This window comes from Bradyrhizobium sp. (genome assembly GCF_049512235.1).
In the GTDB taxonomy this organism is placed as follows: domain Bacteria; phylum Pseudomonadota; class Alphaproteobacteria; order Rhizobiales; family Xanthobacteraceae; genus Bradyrhizobium.
In genome coordinates, this window is record NZ_JBEKXH010000015.1 from 17471 (window position 1) to 33472 (window position 16002).

At 63.8% G+C, this 16002-nt stretch carries 13 protein-coding genes and 1 pseudogene; 5 read left to right on the forward strand and 9 right to left on the reverse strand.

The window, feature by feature from the left end:
* Nucleotides 1–62 precede the first annotated feature (62 nt).
* The 5 genes and pseudogenes from ABSG20_RS02685 to ABSG20_RS02705 all read right to left on the reverse strand — a co-directional run bounded on the left by ABSG20_RS02685 (nucleotide 63) and on the right by ABSG20_RS02705 (nucleotide 5610).
* Nucleotides 63–1901: pseudogene (locus tag ABSG20_RS02685) on the reverse strand (AMP-dependent synthetase/ligase).
* A gap of 129 nt (nucleotides 1902–2030) precedes the next feature.
* Nucleotides 2031–2810: an ABC transporter ATP-binding protein gene (locus ABSG20_RS02690; RefSeq protein WP_423862936.1), complete on the reverse strand. Its 780-nt coding sequence runs from the start codon at nucleotides 2808–2810 to the stop codon at nucleotides 2031–2033.
* 11 nt (nucleotides 2811–2821) lie between these two features.
* A complete protein-coding gene (locus tag ABSG20_RS02695) occupies nucleotides 2822–3580 on the reverse strand; it encodes an ABC transporter ATP-binding protein (protein WP_423862937.1) in 759 nt (252 codons plus the stop codon).
* The gene (locus ABSG20_RS02700) at nucleotides 3577–4728 is read right to left on the reverse strand and encodes a branched-chain amino acid ABC transporter permease (protein ID WP_423862938.1); all 1152 of its coding nucleotides are present in this window, start codon (nucleotides 4726–4728) and stop codon (nucleotides 3577–3579) included. The genes ABSG20_RS02695 and ABSG20_RS02700 overlap by 4 nt, the downstream gene beginning before the upstream one ends.
* Nucleotides 4729–4734: 6 nt before the next feature.
* Nucleotides 4735–5610 carry a branched-chain amino acid ABC transporter permease gene (locus ABSG20_RS02705; RefSeq protein WP_423862939.1) on the reverse strand — a complete coding sequence of 292 codons (876 nt, stop codon included), beginning with the start codon at nucleotides 5608–5610 and terminating at the stop codon, nucleotides 4735–4737.
* Nucleotides 5611–5914: 304 nt separating this feature from the next.
* Between ABSG20_RS02705 and ABSG20_RS02710 the strand changes: the two genes are divergently transcribed.
* Nucleotides 5915–6664 carry an ABC transporter ATP-binding protein gene (locus ABSG20_RS02710; protein ID WP_423862940.1) on the forward strand — a complete coding sequence of 250 codons (750 nt, stop codon included), beginning with the start codon at nucleotides 5915–5917 and terminating at the stop codon, nucleotides 6662–6664.
* The gene (locus ABSG20_RS02715) at nucleotides 6661–8184 is read left to right on the forward strand and encodes a permease (protein ID WP_423862941.1); all 1524 of its coding nucleotides are present in this window, start codon (nucleotides 6661–6663) and stop codon (nucleotides 8182–8184) included. Before ABSG20_RS02710 ends, ABSG20_RS02715 begins: the two co-directional genes overlap by 4 nt.
* Before the next feature lie 3 nt (nucleotides 8185–8187).
* Here ABSG20_RS02715 and ABSG20_RS02720 read toward each other — a convergent pair whose 3' ends face one another.
* From ABSG20_RS02720 to ABSG20_RS02735, 4 genes are read right to left on the reverse strand one after another with little or no spacing between them, the layout of a single operon-like run.
* Nucleotides 8188–9141 (reverse strand): alpha/beta fold hydrolase, encoded by a 954-nt coding sequence (locus ABSG20_RS02720; protein ID WP_423862942.1) that lies wholly within the window; start codon nucleotides 9139–9141, stop codon nucleotides 8188–8190.
* A 46-nt stretch (nucleotides 9142–9187) separates the two neighbouring features.
* Nucleotides 9188–10219, reverse strand: coding sequence for an L-idonate 5-dehydrogenase (locus ABSG20_RS02725; RefSeq protein ID WP_423862943.1), 1032 nt, complete (start codon nucleotides 10217–10219; stop codon nucleotides 9188–9190).
* A 43-nt stretch (nucleotides 10220–10262) separates the two neighbouring features.
* On the reverse strand, nucleotides 10263–11030 hold the full coding sequence (locus ABSG20_RS02730) for an SDR family oxidoreductase (protein ID WP_423862944.1): 768 nt from the start codon (nucleotides 11028–11030) through the stop codon (nucleotides 10263–10265).
* Between the two features lie 10 nt (nucleotides 11031–11040).
* The gene (locus ABSG20_RS02735; protein ID WP_423862945.1) at nucleotides 11041–12240 is read right to left on the reverse strand and encodes a mandelate racemase/muconate lactonizing enzyme family protein; all 1200 of its coding nucleotides are present in this window, start codon (nucleotides 12238–12240) and stop codon (nucleotides 11041–11043) included.
* Nucleotides 12241–12422: 182 nt separating this feature from the next.
* On the opposite strand from ABSG20_RS02735, the gene ABSG20_RS02740 reads away from it, so the two are divergent.
* The 3 genes from ABSG20_RS02740 (at nucleotide 12423) to ABSG20_RS02750 (ending at nucleotide 15734) form a co-directional block, all read left to right on the forward strand.
* Complete coding sequence (locus ABSG20_RS02740) at nucleotides 12423–13184, forward strand: GntR family transcriptional regulator (protein WP_423862946.1); 762 nt, start codon at nucleotides 12423–12425, stop codon at nucleotides 13182–13184.
* A gap of 221 nt (nucleotides 13185–13405) precedes the next feature.
* Nucleotides 13406–14770, forward strand: coding sequence for an MFS transporter (locus ABSG20_RS02745; protein WP_423862947.1), 1365 nt, complete (start codon nucleotides 13406–13408; stop codon nucleotides 14768–14770).
* 145 nt (nucleotides 14771–14915) lie between these two features.
* Nucleotides 14916–15734 carry an MBL fold metallo-hydrolase gene (locus tag ABSG20_RS02750; protein WP_423862948.1) on the forward strand — a complete coding sequence of 273 codons (819 nt, stop codon included), beginning with the start codon at nucleotides 14916–14918 and terminating at the stop codon, nucleotides 15732–15734.
* Nucleotides 15735–16002 lie beyond the last annotated feature (268 nt).

Consider the following 16002-nt stretch of genomic DNA (forward strand, 5'->3'; position numbering starts at 1 on the left):
GGCCCGTGTTGGGCGAAGGCTGGGCCCTGCGATCCTTCGCCGTTTTCAAATTGTCACGCGGTTCATGCCACCGCGCGCTCGCCATACATGGCGTCGATCTCGACCGCGTAGCGCTTGTTGACGAAGTTCCGCTTCAACTTCATGGTCGGCGTCAATTCCTCGTCCTCGGGTGTCAGCTGGCGTTCGATCAGGAAGAACTTCTTGATGGTTTCGACGCGGGCGAAGCTCGCGTTCACCGCCTCGATCTCGCGCTGGATCAGATCCTGAATCTCCGCCGCCCGGCACAGGCTGGCATAATTGGTGAAGGGGATGTCCTGATCCTGGGCGAACTTCTCGACGTTCTCCTGATCGATCATGACGAGGCAGGTCAGATAAGGCCGCTTGTCCCCGATCACGACCGCATCCGAAATATAGGGCGAGAATTTGAGCAGGTTCTCGATCTCCGACGGGGTGATGTTCTTTCCCCCTGAGGTAATGATGATGTCCTTCATCCGGTCGGTGATGCTGACAAAGCCCTCATTGTCGATCGCGCCGACGTCGCCGGTGTGCAGCCATCCCCTGGCGTCGATGGTCTCGGCGGTTTTATCCGGCTGGTTCAAATAGCCCATGAACAGGAAGTCGCCGCGGATCAGGATTTCGCCTTGCGGCGAGATCGCGACCTCGCCCCATGGCACGGCCTTGCCGACCGAACCAAGCTTGATGCGATCGGACGGCATCAAGGTCGCGACGCCACAATTCTCGGTCTGGCCATAGACCTCGCGCATGTCGATGCCGAGCGCCAGATACCAGCGGATCAGGTCCGGGGCGATCGGCGCCGCGCCGGTCAATGCCAGGCGGCAGCGATCCAGCCCGAGCATGCGCCGGATATTGCGGAACACCAGCCAGTAGGCCGCCCGGTTGGCAAGACGCAAGGACAGCGAAGGCTCGTCGCCCTGCACCCTGCAATCGGCCATGCGATAGCCGATCACCAGCGCCTGGCGGTACACCCAGCGCTCGAACACGGCGGCGTCCTTCAGCGCAATCGTGATGCCAGAGTAAAGCTTCTCCCAGATCCGGGGCACCGCCAGAAAGGCGGTGGGCTGCACTTCGCGCAGGTTATCCGGCACGGTTTCCGGGCTTTCGGCGAAGTTCATCACCGATCCCAGGGCCAGCGAGACGTAATAGCCGCCGATACGCTCGGCGACATGGCACAGCGGCAAGAACACCAGGCGCTCCTCGCTGTCGGTGGATGGAAACAGATCATTGGCATGACGCATCTGGTGGGTGACACCGCGATTGGAATGCATGACACCTTTGGGAGGACCGGTCGTTCCGGAAGTGTAGACCAGGATGGCGAGATCGTCTGGGCCGCGGCTTGCGATCATCTGATGCCAGAGCGCCTCGCGGCCCGTCATGTCATTGCGCCCCCGCGCCCTGAATTCGTCAAGCGAAATCACCATCGGATCGCTGAAGCCGCTCAACCCTTCCATGTCGAAGACGATGATTTTTTGCAAGGTCGGGCAGCGGGCGCGGCATGACAGGATCTTGTCGAGCTGCTCCTCGTCCTCGGCGAAGATGACCCGGGTCGCGGAATCATTGACGAGATATTCCACCTGGACGGTCGAATCGGTCGGATAGATGCCTGAGGAGACGCCGCCGGCGCACAGGATCCCCATATCGGCGAACACCCATTCCGGCACCGCGTTGGCCATGATCGAGGCGACGTCGCCCGGCCGGAAGCCGGTTGAGTGCAGGGCCTAGGCAATTTCCTTTGCGATCTGCAGCCAGTGCCGCCAGCTGGCCGGCTGCCAGATGCCGAACTTCTTCTCGCGGATCGCCGGCCGGTCACCGCGCAATTCCGCCGCAAGCAGAAAACTTCGCGCGATGGTGTCCGCCACAGTCAGCACTGCCGGTCTGAGCATTGCTCGTTCCCTTCCTCGACAGGCCCGCTTCGGATGCCGGCTTTGACCGCCGATCTTGTCGCGAAGCAGAACCCTGAACCTAACGCCTGGTGCCTGCAATTCAAAAGCGCTTTTCAGCGCCCGGTCTTCTCAGCGCCAGGTCTTCTTCCTTTTCCAGCGCCGTTCGCCGCGCGCGCCGGCTTCCTTGGCGCCGAGATAAAATTCCTGAATGTCCCTGGAATGCATCAGGCGTTCGCAAGCATCGTTCATGACGACCCGGCCGATCTCCAGCACATAGCCGTAATGCGCCGTGTCCAACGCGATCTTGGCGTTCTGCTCGACCAGCAGGATCGACATGCCCTGCTCCTGGTTGACGCGCTTTATGATGGTGAAGATTTCCTTGACCAGAATAGGCGACAGCCCGAGCGAGGGCTCGTCGAGCAGCAGCAGCGTCGGCCGGTTCATCAAGGCTCGCCCGATCGCCAGCATCTGCTGCTCGCCGCCCGAGAGCTGCCCGGCCGGCTGGTTGAGCCTTTCCTTGAGCCGCGGAAAGTAGCCGTAAACCCGCTCCAGATCCGCGGCGACCTCGTCGCGATCGCTTCGCGGATAGGCGCCCATCATCAGGTTCTCACGCACGTTGAGGAACGGAAATACCTCGCGCCCCTCCGGCACGTGGCTCAGGCCCAGCCGCACGATCTTGTCGGCTTCCATGCGGGCAATCGGCTTGCCGAGAAACTCGATCGAGCCCTTCTGCGGATCGAGAATGCCGGAAATGGTCTTCAGCACCGTGGTCTTGCCGGCGCCGTTGGCGCCGAGCAGCGTCACGATGCTGCCGCGCGGCACCTCGAGACTGATGCCTCGGATCGCCATGATCGGGCCGTAGTAGCTCTCGATATTGCTGAGTTTCAAGATGATGTCGGGGGCGCTCATGCCATCATCCTCTAGCTGCCGAGATAGGCGGCGACCACGTCGGGATGGACCTGCACTTCGGCAGGCGATCCCGTCGCCAGCACCCGGCCGTAGTTCAGCGCGACCACGCGGTCGGAAACGCGGTTGACCAGCGTCATGTCGTGCTCGACCATCAGCACGGTGACACCAAGCTCGGTTTTCATATCCCGGATCCAGAACGACATGTCGTCGGTTTCCTCGACATTCAGTCCGGACGACGGCTCGTCGAGCAGGATCAGTTTCGGCTCGGAACACAGCGCGCGCGCCAGTTCGATGACCTTGCGCACGCCATAGGGCAGCCCCGAGATCAGCTTGTCGCGATAGACGGCGAGATCGAGAAATTCGATCACCCGTTCGACGTGGCGGCGATGGACCTTCTCGCTCAGGCGCACGTTCGGCATAAACAAGAGCTCCTGCCACAGCCTTGTGGTGGAATGCCGGTGCCGGCCGACCAGGAGGTTGGCGAGCACGGTCGAATTCTCGAACAGTTCGATGTTCTGGAAGGTGCGGGCGATACCGAGCTTGGCGATGCCGAACGGCGGCTCTTCGGTGATATCCCTGTCCTCGAAATAGATCCGGCCGGAGGTCGGACTGTAGATCCGCGAGATCAGGTTGAAGATCGAACTTTTTCCGGCGCCGTTGGGGCCGATGATCGAGAGGATCTCGCCCTTTTCCACCGCAAAGCTGACGGCATCCACCGCCTTCAGGCCGCCGAAATGCAGGCAGAGATTTTCGGCGCGGAGATAGCTCATCGGTTGCGCTCCGACTTCACGTAGATCTTTTGCCGTTTGAAGGTAGCGCGCTTGTACAGCGGGAACAGCTGGAAGAAGAGTTTTATCTTCAGCCATCGCCCGGAAAGTCCGAGCGGTTCGAACTGCACGAAGACGACGATGATCACCCCGTAGATGGCCCCCTTCAGGCCATTGGCGGCAGCGAACGCAGCGACATTGTCCTGGATGTGCGCCGCGCGCTCGCCTCCGGCGCCAAGGGCCGTAGCGAGGCCGGCGACGACACCGGGGATGTCGTCCTTGAGGAAGGTCAGGAACGGATCGATCATGACGACGAAGATCGCTCCGAGCACGGCGCCGTGCGGGCTGAAGGCGCCGCCGATCAGGATCACGATGATGAACTCGATCGAGAGCTGCAGCGTGAACATTTCCGGACTGATGAAGGACAGCTTGTGGGCGAACAGGCAGCCGGCAAATCCGGTGATGGCGGCGCTGATCGCAAACGACTTCACCTTGTAGAGCGAGACGTTGATGCCCAGGCTGCGCGCCGCGGTCTCGCTGTCGCGGATCGCGACGAAAGCCCGGCCGGTCGGCGACCGCAGCAGATTGAGCGTGCCGACGATGGTCAGAACGAGCACGCCCAGACAAAGGAAATAGAAGGCCGGGCTGTCGCGCGGCACCGGCGTGCCAAGCCATTGCAGAGTCTTGACCCGCATGCCCTCATTGCCATGGGTCACGCTTTCCCAGCGCGCCAGGATTTCCTCGACGATCAGGGCAAAGGAAATCGTCGCGATCACGAGGTAAATGCCCTGCAGCCGCAACGCCGGAAATCCGACCAGCGCGCCGATGATCCCGGTCAACAGCCCGGCGGCCAGGAAATAGACCGGAAAGGGGACGTTGAACTGCTGCAGATAGGCCGCGGTATAGGCGCCGATGGCGAGAAAGGCGGCGTGGCCCAATGACGCCTGCCCCGTAAAACCGGTCAGGATCATCAGGCCAACGCCGACGGTGGCGTAGATGCAGACGAACACCAGCTGGCTGACGAGGTAGCTGGAGAGAACGAACGGCGCGATCACGAGCAGCGCCAGCAGGACGCCATAGGAGAAGACATAGCCGGAGTGCGGAAACAGCCTGATGTCGTCCTCATAGTCGGTCTTGAACATGAAGCGCATCGCCGGTTAGACCTTCTTGCGCATATGAACGCCGAACAGGCCCTCGGGCTTGAGCAGCAGCACCAGGAGCAGCACGATGTAGGGCGCGACGTCCTTCCAGCCCTCCGGCAAATAGAAGCCGGCCATGCTCTCGATCGCGCCGATCAGCACGCCGCCGACGACCGCGCCGGGTATCGAGCCGAAGCCGCCGAGCACCGCCGCCGGAAAGGCCTTCAGCCCCAGCACCAGCCCGACATTGGAATGGATGAAGGTGATCGGCGCCAGCAGCACGCCGGCGCAGGCCGCGACCGCGGCACTGATCGCCCACACGATCGACACCACGCGCTTGACCGGAATGCCCATGTAATAGGCCGCCAGCATGTTCTCGGAACTGGCGCGCATCGCGGTGCCGAGCGCGGTCCGGTTGAAGAACAGATACAGCAGCGTGCAGAGGATGATGGTCGCCGCGATCACCGAGAGTTTGTCATAGGCCAGCACCAGGGAGCCGATCCGCAGCACGCCCTGGCTGAACGGGGTTTCGATCTTGAAGTCGTCGGTGCCCCAGATCATGCCAACGACGGAACGCAGGAAATATCCAAGTCCGATCGTCGCCATGATGATGGAAAATTGCGGATAGCCGAGGATTGGACGCACTACCAGCCGCTCTGCCAGCATACCGAACAGCGCCATCGCCGCGACCGCCGCGGCAAATCCGATCCAGTAATTGAGGCCGAGAAGGCCAATGAAGGTGAAGGCGAAAAATCCGCCCAGCATCATCAGGTCACCTTGGGCGAAATTGACGACCTCGGTGGCCTTGTAGACGAGCACAAAACCAAGCGCGATCAGGCCGTAGACGCAGCCGAGCGCGATACCGCTCACCAGCTGCTGAACGAAGTCCAGCATTGCCGACATCCCTCCCCGATGCCGGGGCAATTCTGGCGATCGCCTTTCCCGCATCTTGCGCCACCCCGCTGCGCGGCGTTCTCGTCGCGAACAGCCGGCGGGCGGCGCTGAAGGTTATACAGCCCAAAGCGCCGATCCCTGTCAACAAAGCTCTGGCTAAGGCCCCTCGCCGGGGTTGGGCAAATGCAATATTATCTGTCCTGACACGGCATTCGGCGGATTTGCCGCCCCTGGATTCACGGTGCCGCAATATCTTGGGTCCATGATCTGCCACGCGATGCCCACCGAAGGTTGTTCAGACATCATGAAGCCAGTTGAACCCGCGCTGCGGGTGCGGGGATTAACAAAGCGTTTTGACCGCCTCGCGGTCGACGCGCTCGATCTCACGGTGCGCGAGGGCGAATTCTATGCGCTGGTCGGCCCCAACGGTGCCGGCAAGACCACGACGCTGCGAATGGTGGCCGGGCTGTCGCGGCCCGACGCCGGCTCGGTCGCGGTGTTCGGCATCGATGCGCTGAGCGATGCGGTGGCGGCCAAACAGGTGATGGCGTGGGTCTCCGATGAACCGATGATCTACGACAAGCTGACGCCGCTGGAATATCTCGAATTCGTCGCCGGCCTCTGGGGCGTCGATCCCGCGGCCTCGCAAGCCCTGGCGCGCCAACTCCTGGTCTCGCTCGGGCTGGAGCCGCATCTCAACGAGCGTTGCGAAGGATTTTCCAAGGGCATGCGCCAGAAGGTCGCGCTGGCCGGCGCCCTGGTGCACGAGCCCCGCCTGATCATCCTGGACGAACCGCTCACCGGCCTCGACGCCGTGTCCGCGCGAACAGTCAAGAAGCTGCTCGCCGAGCGCGTGCGCGGCGGCTGCACCGTGATCATGACCACGCATATCCTGGAAGTCGCCGAACGGCTCGCTGACCGGATCGGCGTCATCGCATCGGGACGGCTGGTCGCGGAGGGTACGCTCGCCGAACTGCGCCAGCAGAACGGACACACCCATACCAGCCTCGAGGACCTGTTCATTGCGCTGGTCGATACCGAGGCCGCCGCATGAAGGAGGCGACCCATCTGACCTGGTTTGCGCGGCACGAATTGCGGCTGGCATGGCGCGAGTGGCTGGCGATGCTGGTCGGCCGGCATGGGCGCAAACGTGCCGCAATCATCGGCCTGGTGGCCTTTGCCGCGATCATGCATGCGCCGGCCTATGTCGTGATCGGCCGGTTCGCCAATCTGCGGGCGCCGCTCGACAAATCCACCCTCGTCGTCATCACGGCCAGCATTTTCCTGGCCTGGGCCCTGATGCTGTCGCAGGCGATCGAATCGGTGACGCGGGTGTTCTACGCGCGCGCCGATCTCGATCTGATCATGTCCTCGCCGGTCCGGCTGGCCAGCGTGTTTTCGGTTCGTATCGCGGCGATTGCGCTGTCGGTCACGGCGATGGCATTGTTGTTGTCGACGCCGTTCGTCGACGTGCTCGCGATCGGCGGTGGCATCCGATGGTTCGCCGCCTTCGGCGTCGTCGCGGCGATCGGCTTGTCGGCGGCGGCGGTGGCGATTGCGGTCACGCTGACGCTGTTTCGGCTGATCGGCGCGCGCCGGACCCGGGTGGTCGCGCAGATATTGGCCGCGATCATCGGCGCCGGCTTCGTGATCGCGCTGCAGATCGCCGCGATCCTCTCTTACGGTACGCTGTCGCGGTTCGCGGTTCTGACTTCGGACGCCGTCGCGGGCTTTGCACCCGATAGCGAGAGCATCGTCTGGTGGCCGGCGCGAGCGGCGCTCGGCGACGGCAGGGCGCTGCTATCGCTGCTGGCCTTTGGCCTGATCCTGCTCGGCGCCGTGATGGCGATGTTTTCAGCAAGCTTCGCCGGCACGGCGGTCCGCGTTTCCGGCCATGCCGCGCCGGCCCGTCAAGCCGCGCGCGCCAGAGCCTTTCGCACCGGCTCGCGGCAACAGGCGCTGCGGTGGAAGGAATTCATCCTGCTGCGGCGCGATCCGTGGCTGATGTCGCAAACCCTGATGCAGTTGCTTTATCTGGTGCCGCCGGCGCTGCTGTTGTGGCGCAGCTTTGCCGACAATTCGATCGCCATTACGCTGATCACCCCGGTGATCGTGATGGCGGCCGGCCAGCTCGCCGGCGGTCTGGCATGGCTGACGATCTCGGGCGAGGACGCCGCCGATCTGGTCGCGACCGCGCCGCTGCCGCCTTCGCGCGTCCTGCGCGCCAAGATCGAAGTGGTATTGATCACGATCGGCGTCCTGTTCGCGCCGCTGGTGGCGGCGCTGGTGTTCGCCTCGCCATTGCAGGCGGCGGTCACCTTAGCCAGCGTCATCATCGCGGCGGCATCGGCCACGGCCATTCAACTCTGGTTTCGGGTGCAGGCCCGGCGCAGCCAGTTTCGCCGCCGCCAGACCTCCTCGCGGCTGGCCACCTTCGCGGAAGCTTTCTCCTCGATCGGCTGGGCCGCGACCGCGGCGCTGGTGCTGATCCTGCCGATCGCCGCGGCCATCACCGGCCTGATGACATCGGGCCTGCTGGCGGCGACCTGGAAGATCAGCCCGTCGCGGCAGTAAGTGCTACCCTGATACCACTCCAATCAGCTTCATCACCGCACCCGCGAACGCTTCGGGTTCTTCCTGCGGAAGGTTGTGGCCCGCGCGCGGGATGACGCGGTGGCTGCGGCGGCCGGTGAACTTCGCCGCCTGCGCGGTGCCATCGGTCGCCGCGACCACGCCATCGGCATCGCCGTCGAGCGTGATGGCGGGAACGGAGATCGCAGGCAGCGCCGCCAGCCGGCGTTGCAGTTCGGCATAGCGCGGATCGCCGTCGGCGAGACCGAAGCGATGGCGGTAGCTATGGATCACGACCTCGACATAGTCGGGATTGTCGTGCGCCGCGACCGTCCGATCCAGCGTTGCATCGTCGAACTGCCAGTGCGGCGACCATTGCCGCCATAAAATCCGGGCGATGTCGCGCCGGTTGGCGGCAAGACCTGCCTGTCCGCGCTCCAGCTGGAAATAATACTGGTACCACAGCGGCACCTCGCGCTCCGGCTTCACCGGCAGCATCGCGTTGGCGATATCCTGGATCAGATAACCGTTCACCGACACCAGCCCGATGCACCGCTCGGGCCACAGCGCCGCGGCGATACAGGCGGCGCGTCCGCCCCAATCATAACCGGCGAGCACGGCGCGCTTGACGTCGAGCCCATCCATCAGCGCGATCAGGTCGGCACCGATCGCTGCCTGCTCTCCCGAACGCGGCGTGGCCGCCTCGCGAAAGCGGGTCGGACCATAACCGCGCAGATAGGGAATGATGGCGCGACAACCCCGGGCGGCCAGCAGCGGGGCGACGTCGACATAGGAGTGGATGTCGTAGGGAAACCCATGCAGCAGCATCACGACCGGCCCGTCGGCCGGTCCCTGCTCGTGATAGGCGATGTCGAGAACCCCGGCCTCGACATGGCGCAGCGGCTCCAGCCGCTGCGAAGAAGATGCCCGTGCCGGGCTCAAAACCGCTTGTGTCACCATGAACTCCATCGTTGCGACCGCTGGCCTCCGCAAAAGACCCGCCGTCTCAAAACGTCAGTTGCACCTTCATCGACTTCGATCGGTCGCTGGCGAGCTCGAATGCCTCGACCGCGGACAAGAACGGCAGCGATGCCGTGATCAGCGGCTTGACGTCGATCCGGCCTTCGCCCATCAGACGCAGCGCGAGTTCGAATTCCGGATCGAAGCGGAACGTACCGCGCAACTGCAATTCCTTGGTGACGATCGTGTTCACCGGCAGCGTCATTTCGCCGCCGAGTCCGAGTTGCACGATCATTCCGCCGGGCCGCATCAGATCGAGTGCTGCGCGCAGCGCCGCCTGATTGCCGGAGGCTTCGAACAGAATGTCGAACACGCCCTTGCCGGCGCGATAGGGCTCGAGCCGCGATGCTTCCGTCGCGCTGTTGACGGTGCGGCTCGCGCCCAGACGGCGCGCGACCACGAGCGGCGCGTCGGCGATATCGGTCACTACGATTTCCGCGGCGCCGCCGTAGCGCGCCACCACGACCATCAGCGCGCCGATCGGACCGCAGCCGGTCACCAGGACGCGCTTACCGAGCAGCGGTCCGGCCTGCTTTCCGGCGTGCAGGCAGACGGCGAGCGGCTCGGCCATCGCGGCTTCGCCGAGCGAGAGCTGATCTGCGATCGGGATCGCCTGCGCCGCGTCGACCGTGACGTGCTCGCGAAAACCTCCCTGCACGTGCGGCATGCGCATGGCGCTGCCCATGAAGCGCATGTCCAGGCACTGATTGCGCAGGCCTTCGCGGCAATGGACGCAGACGCCGCAGGGCTGGCTTGGATTCACCGCCACCCGCATGCCCGGCAGAAGATGCGGAACGCCGCTGCCGACCGCGGCGATCACGCCCGCGATTTCGTGCCCCAGCGCCATCGGCTCCCGGATCCGGACGGTGCCGAATCCGCCGTGATGGTAATAATGCAGGTCCGAGCCGCAGATGCCGCCGGCTTCGATCTTGACCCGTACTTCGGAAGCGCCGGGCGGGGAATCGGGAAAGGCGTCGATCCGCAGGTCTTTCGGGGCGTGGATGACGACGGCTCGCATGGATTTTTCCTCTCGTGATTTTTTCTGCCTCGGCCCCGGCAGCTTACATGGCAGCTGACATGCCGCCGTCGACATAGATGATCTGGCCGTTGACATAGTCGGAGGCGCCGGATGCGAGGAACACGGCCGCGCCGACCAGTTCCTCGGGCCGTCCCCAGCGCTTCGAAGGGATGCGGGACATCAGCCAGGTGTTGAAATCGGCATTCTTGACCAGCGCCTCGTTCATGTCGGTCAGCATGTAGCCGGGTCCGATGGCGTTGGCCTGGATGCCGCTCGCCGCCCATTCCACCGCCATCGACCGCGTCAGGTTCCTGATGCCGCCTTTGGCGGTGGTATATGGTCCGACCGTCGGCCGCGCCAGTTCGCTCGCCAGCGATCCGATGTTGATGATCTTGCCGCGGCCGCGCGCGATCATCCGTTTCGCCGCCTCGCGACCGACGACGAAGGCGCTGGTCAGATTGGTCTCGATCACCCTGCGCCATTCGACCGATGAGAATTCGACCAGCGGCTTGCGCACCTGGATCCCGGCATTGTTGACCAGGATGTCGATCGCGATGCCATCAGCGTCGAAGCCGGCGAAGGCCGCGACGATCCCGGCTTCGTTTGTGACATCAAAGGCCGAACCATCCGCCGCGTGTCCGGCGCCGCGCATCCCGGCCACGGTGGCGTCGACGCGCGCGGGGTCGATGCCGTTGATGATCACTCGCGCGCCCGCCTTCGCGAGCCCCTCGGCGATGGCGCGGCCAAGTCCGCGCGAGGAACCGGTCACCAGCGCGGTGCGGCCGTTCAGATCGAACAGTGCTTGCGACATCGAAAGACCTTCAAATGTTGGTGCGGCGCACGGTCAGATCCGGACGCTGATAGACTTGAGGCTGCAAGTCGATGCAGAGGCCTTCGCCCTGCATCGGATAGACGTAGCCGTCCTTGATGACGGGCACCTGGGTGACGAGTTCGTTATACCAGCCCTTGTAGAAGGCGCGCACGGATTCCTGGATCAGCGTGTTCGGCTGGCTGAACGACATGTGTACCGCGGCAGCGAATCCGACCGGGCCGATGCAGTCGTGCGGCGCGAACGGACGGTGGTAGGTTTCGGCCATGGCCGCGATCTTGCGCCCCTCGGTCAGTCCGCCGGTCCAGCACAGATCCGCCATCACGACATGCATCGCGTCGCGATCGAGCATGTCCTTGTAGGGATAGCGCGACCCGAGCGTCTCGCTGGCGCAGACCCAGACGTCGGTCGAGCGCGCATATTCGGCCAGCGCCTGCGGCGAATTCATCCGAATCGGATCCTCGTACCAGGTCGGCGCGTAAGGTTCGAGCGCCTTGGCGATCTTCTTGGCGGTCGGCAGATTCCACAGCGAATGGAACTCGACCATGATCTCCATCTTGTCGCCGACCGCCTTGCGGATTTTCTCGAACGGCTCGACGGCCTCTTTCAACTGCGCCGCCGATATGAACAGGCCGCTGTTTTCCTGCGCCGCCGGATCGAAGGGCCAGATCTTCATGGCGCCGATCCCGCTCTCCAAAAGGCTCTCGGCCAGCGCATCGGCACGGTTCATGAAGCCGTCGAGGTCTTCATAGGGACCTTCGCCCTGGCCGAGGCTCCAGTTCGACACCGGCCTGATGTTGGTGGAGCGGACATATTTATAGCCGGCGCAGGTATTGTAGATGCGCTGCCGGTCGCGACACAGGCCGCCGAGCATCTGGTGCACCGGCAGATGGCAGACCTTGCCGAACAGGTCCCACAGCGCGATGTCGATGGCGGAAGCGGCGCGATATTCGACACCGGTCGAAGACTGTGCCATCGGCAGATTGAGCATGTCGCGATGGATCGCCTCGATATGAAGCGGATCGCGGCCGAGCAGCCGGGCTGCGAAGGTGTCATGGATCTGGGCCTCGACGGCGCCGGCGCCGTATAAGGTTTCGCCGAGACCGATCGCGCCGGCATCGGTGTGGACGCGGACCCACAATACATTGGCGAACTCCTCCGTGCGCAGGGTCTCGATCTCGGTGATCTTCACGGCAGGTCTCCTCCCATCGGGCACGGCCCTCGCGCGGCGGTCGGCCGGGAGGACTCTTGTTGGCGAAGCGATCGGGTTTCCGGCCGCGGCCAAACGTAACGCCACTTGTAATATTTCACAACATGTTTTAACATTGGGACCGAGGGAACGCCGCGGCGGCAACGCGGGCGGAGGAAGCCGGGATGGCAAGGCGCAAAAGCGCGCTCGAACTGGTACGTCCGGACCAAGGCGGCGCGCCGAGCCGGCGCAACCGCGTCAATTTCTTTGAACTTGCCTACCAGCGCATCGAAGATCTCCTGGTCAATTGCGAACTGAAGCCGGGCCGGTTCCTGACCGTGCAGGAACTGCAGACTGCCACGGGATTCGGACGGACGCCGGTGCACAACGCCGTCAACCAGCTCGCGGCCGATACGCTGATCATCATCAGGCCCCGCCATGGCCTGCAGATTGCGCCGATCGATCTGGCGCGCGAGCGGCTGCTTTTGGGCTTGCGGCGCGACATCGAGCGCTTCGTCGTCAAGCTCGCGGCCGAGCGTGCCAGCCTGTCGCACCGCAATCAGGCCCTTCACATCGAACGCGTGCTGAAGGAGAAGCACGCCGCGATGACACTCGACGAATTCAACAAGCTCGATCGGCGCATTGACGCCCTGTTGCTGGCGGCCTCCGGCGAACCTTTCCTGACCCACACGCTGCGGCCGCTGCATACCATCTACCGCCGCATCGGCTTCATCCACCATCGCTACATGCCGGGGCAGACCAATGTTGCGGGCACGATCGAGCGTCATGTCGCGATCCTGAACGCTTTCGCCAACCGGCGCATCGACCGCGCCGTCGCCGCCACCGATGCGCTGATCGACTTCATGGACGCCATGTTCGATGGCATGGAGTCCGGTATCGATCCGAGCCTGCTCGATTGCAGCATCGAGCCGCTGCTCGCAACGTAGCGGATCGATGCCATGAAGCCGATCGGCCCCAGGCCACGAGCGCTGACCTCTCGCTCCCTCTCCCGCTCTTCGCGGGGGAGGGCGGGGTGGGGGCGCCACTCGGGGACTGCCGATGAGGCTTTCCCCCACCCCAGCCCTCCCCCGCAAACGCGGGAGAGGGAGCGCAGCGTCGCTGGCCCAGCCAACAACCGACAACGATGGAAACACAGGGAGGAAAGAACATGACGACATTGGCGGTTCCACAGCAGGCGGCGATGGATAGCGCCGTCCGCTATCTCATCGGCAAATACAGCCCGAAGGGCAACAAGGTCGGATGGCTGATGATGGCCTCGATCCTGGTCGAAGCCTGGGACCTCTACTCCATCGCTTTCGTGCTCATCTTCATCAGGGATCAGTACCACCCGGATCCGTTCATGCTGGGTCTTGCGGCGGCCGGCACGCAGGGCGGCGCGCTCGTCGGCGCCCTGATCGGCGGCTGGCTGTCCGACAAGATCGGCCGGCGCATCATGTTCCTGGCGACCATGATCATGTTCATCGTGCTGGCGCTGGCGCAGGCCCTGGTGCCGAGCGTGGGCTGGCTCATCGTCATCCGGTTTCTGCTCGGCATACCGCTCGGCAGCGACATATCGACCGGCTATACCTATATCATGGAATCCATGGCCAAGGGCGAGCGCGAGGTCATGGGCAACCGCTGGCAATTCATGTTCGCGATCGGCGAGGTGCTGACGCTCGCGGTGATCGCGATCTTCCTCGTGCTCGATCTCGACCACGAGACCGTGTGGCGCGTGACGCTGGGTCTCGGCGCACTGCCGGCCTTCGTTATTCTCGTGATGCGCCACGACGTGCCGGAAACGGCGGTATGGCTGGTGCAGCAGGGACGCTTCAGCGAGGCCAAGCGGGTCGCGCGGGAAGTCTACCACGACGATCTCGAGATGCTGCCGAACGAGGACATCGTAATACCGAAGCCGCACCCGGCGGCGTTCCTTGCCGACCTGCGCAAGGATCCGATCCGCTGGCGCGCCACGCTCTATGGCTGGATCGCCTGCTTTGCCCAGGCCAGCGAGTTTTCGACTTTTGCGTTCTATTTGCCGGTGCTGTTCGCGATGGTCGGCGTCTCCTCGATCCTCGGCAACAACCTGGTGACCATGGCGCTGTTCTCGTTCGCGGCGATTTCCGGCTGGGTCGGGCCGCTGCTGACGCCCAGGATCGGGCACCGCGGCATCGGCATCGCCGGATTTTCGATCGTGCTGGTTTCGCTCGTGGTCGCCGCCGGCGCGCTCTATACCGATCATAAATACGTGCTGCCGTTCGCGGCGGCGGCGATGTTGTGGGGCCATTACTGGGATGCCTCGAACTGCATGACCATCCCGACCATGGTGGCAAAACCCGAGTACCGCGGCACCGCGAGCGGTTTTGCCTACATGTTCGTCAAGCTGCCGTCCTTCCTTGCGATCTTCCTGTTCCCGTCGCTGTTCGCGGCGATCGGGCAGGCCAACGCCACGCTGTTCGTCGCCATCTTTCCGCTGATCGGACTGCTGGCGGCGATCTTCATCCTGCCGGAGGTCTACGGCTACGGGCAGGACTGACGGCAGCGGCCGGGCAGGGTTCGCTCTCCCAAAGATGGCGGCGCGGCGAGCAACGTATGGCCCGCCGCAGCGGTCGCGCATGATTACCGCGATGACGGCAGCGGGATTGCGCGATATGGTACAAGGGTCAGCTTCGGGTCCTGTCATGTTGCGATCTCTCCCTGCCGTGTTTGCGTTGCTGGGTTGGCTGATGTCAGCGGCTTTTGCCCAGGATGCCCCGCGCCGCAGCGAATGTCTGGCGATGGCAAATGCGCCGCCGCGCGCCACGCCGGTTGGACTTCGCGATGCCGATGCCAGGACCGGCACGGTCGCGATCACCTATGCCGGCCATTCGACCTATTATATCGACACTCCCGCAGGGGTGCGGATCGCGACCGACTACAGCGGCGCCTACGCGACCGGCCGCCTGCCCGACGTCGTCACCATGAACCGGGCGCACAGCACCCACTACACGCTGTTTCCCGATCCGCACATTCCCCATGTGCTGCATGGCTGGGGCGACGACGGCCAGCCGGCGCGCATCGACCAGCGCATCGGCGACGTCTATATCCGCAATGTGACGACCGATATCCGGCGCACTTTCGGCGACGATCCGAATGCCGGGATGATCAAGGACGGCAATTCGATCTTCATCTTCGAGGTCGCGGGCCTCTGCATCGGTCATCTCGGCCACCTGCATCACAAGCTCGACGACAGCCATTTCGCGGCGATCGGCCGGCTCGATATCGTGATGGTCCCGATCGACGGCACCTATACGATGTCGCTCGACGGCATTGCCGAGATCACGCGGCGCCTGCGGTCGTCCGTCGTGCTGCCGATGCATCGCTTCATGACGCCGCTCGACGAATTCATGCGCCGGATCGGCCAGGAATTCGCCGTCGATATGCGAACCGAGCGAACCCTGGAGATTTCGCGGGACACGCTGCCGGCCACGCCGACGGTGATCATTCTCGATGGCGTGTGAGGCGGCGGCCCGGATCGGATCGGGACTGGCGCGATGGAAAGCCATTTTCAGACCACCAGGACAAGACTGGAATGGGGTGCAGCTATCAAATCGCCTCCTGATAATCCCTGAATTCCCTTAACCGCGCCCTCGACTTCGATCATCCGCGATGAGGTGGGAACGCGGAATTCGTCACCGGGCAAAAATTCCCGCGGCCGCTGCCCGCCTTTGGAAAAATTCCTGATTCACTTTTCAAACATGCACGCAAAGATTTCAGTTTTCGTCATGG

What these genes read in the sequence shown, in the direction of transcription:
- ABSG20_RS02690 (WP_423862936.1), bottom strand. Translation starts at nt 2,810, where the DNA reads ATGAGCGCCCCCGACATCATCTTGAAACTCAGCAATATCGAGAGCTAC.
- ABSG20_RS02745 (WP_423862947.1), top strand. Translation starts at nt 13,406, where the DNA reads ATGACGACATTGGCGGTTCCACAGCAGGCGGCGATGGATAGCGCCGTC.
- ABSG20_RS02695 (WP_423862937.1), bottom strand. Translation starts at nt 3,580, where the DNA reads ATGAGCTATCTCCGCGCCGAAAATCTCTGCCTGCATTTCGGCGGCCTG.
- ABSG20_RS02700 (WP_423862938.1), bottom strand. Translation starts at nt 4,728, where the DNA reads ATGCGCTTCATGTTCAAGACCGACTATGAGGACGACATCAGGCTGTTT.
- ABSG20_RS02710 (WP_423862940.1), top strand. Translation starts at nt 5,915, where the DNA reads ATGAAGCCAGTTGAACCCGCGCTGCGGGTGCGGGGATTAACAAAGCGT.
- ABSG20_RS02705 (WP_423862939.1), bottom strand. Translation starts at nt 5,610, where the DNA reads ATGCTGGACTTCGTTCAGCAGCTGGTGAGCGGTATCGCGCTCGGCTGC.
- ABSG20_RS02730 (WP_423862944.1), bottom strand. Translation starts at nt 11,030, where the DNA reads ATGTCGCAAGCACTGTTCGATCTGAACGGCCGCACCGCGCTGGTGACC.
- ABSG20_RS02725 (WP_423862943.1), bottom strand. Translation starts at nt 10,219, where the DNA reads ATGCGAGCCGTCGTCATCCACGCCCCGAAAGACCTGCGGATCGACGCC.
- ABSG20_RS02740 (WP_423862946.1), top strand. Translation starts at nt 12,423, where the DNA reads ATGGCAAGGCGCAAAAGCGCGCTCGAACTGGTACGTCCGGACCAAGGC.
- ABSG20_RS02720 (WP_423862942.1), bottom strand. Translation starts at nt 9,141, where the DNA reads ATGGTGACACAAGCGGTTTTGAGCCCGGCACGGGCATCTTCTTCGCAG.
- ABSG20_RS02715 (WP_423862941.1), top strand. Translation starts at nt 6,661, where the DNA reads ATGAAGGAGGCGACCCATCTGACCTGGTTTGCGCGGCACGAATTGCGG.
- ABSG20_RS02750 (WP_423862948.1), top strand. Translation starts at nt 14,916, where the DNA reads ATGTTGCGATCTCTCCCTGCCGTGTTTGCGTTGCTGGGTTGGCTGATG.